This is a genomic window from Clostridium sp. AF50-3 (assembly GCF_003477445.1).
GTDB classification, from domain to species: domain Bacteria; phylum Bacillota; class Clostridia; order Lachnospirales; family Lachnospiraceae; genus Otoolea; species Otoolea fessa.
Window position 1 is genome coordinate 1 of the sequence record NZ_QUDH01000057.1, and the last position, 682, is coordinate 682.

The following is a 682-nucleotide window of genomic DNA, read 5'->3' on the forward strand; positions in this document are numbered from 1 at the left end:
TTGTGACAGGTTTACGGGTTACGTTTTTACTTCAAGTTCATATTTAAAATCCAAAGCACTGCGGCATACTCTGCCCGGTGCTTTTCATTGTATGGATGAGATGTCCCTGCAGCTGCAGGAAGTTTTGGAAGCGTTTCTTACATGCCTGCCGGTCCGGCGTGGCCAGATCGTCAGACGGGTTCTGGATCAGGAACGCGCTGTAGAGATCTCTCTGGACGGTATGTCCGTCAATCTCCTTCTTGCGTTCTGAGAGGAGTGTTTTGACGCATTCCCCTGTTACGTGGTTATACTGGCTGGCCTTATAGGTCCGGGTCTGGATCTCCAGGACGGCTACACCAAGGAGTTCTGCTTTCCGTTTCAGGATAGTGATGAAGGAAGCCGGGGCCCGGTCATTTAAGGACCGTCCGAATCGTTTCTTCTTTTTAAACTTCCGGATGAGCCTTACGGTACCGTCTTTCTGCTTGACCGGGGAAGCGTCTTCCTTTCTGGAGGTGTCCCTAGCCCGTTTCTGTAAGGCCCGATAGTCCATATGCTCGACGTAGATGGTATCCGCATGGACTAAAAAGCGATTGGCCCGTTCCTCATGATCCTGCTTGATATAGGCTGCTTTCTTCCGGTAGATGGCCCGGAGCTTCTGACGCATCCTTTTATATCCCTTGGAGAAGATCCAACGGTCATGGTT

1 pseudogene is annotated in these 682 nt (G+C 50.9%); it reads right to left on the bottom strand.

The features are described 5' to 3' along the window. Positions 1 to 43: 43 nt before the first annotated feature. Positions 44 to 682, bottom strand: a pseudogene (locus DW085_RS18825) (hypothetical protein); the annotation flags it as partial.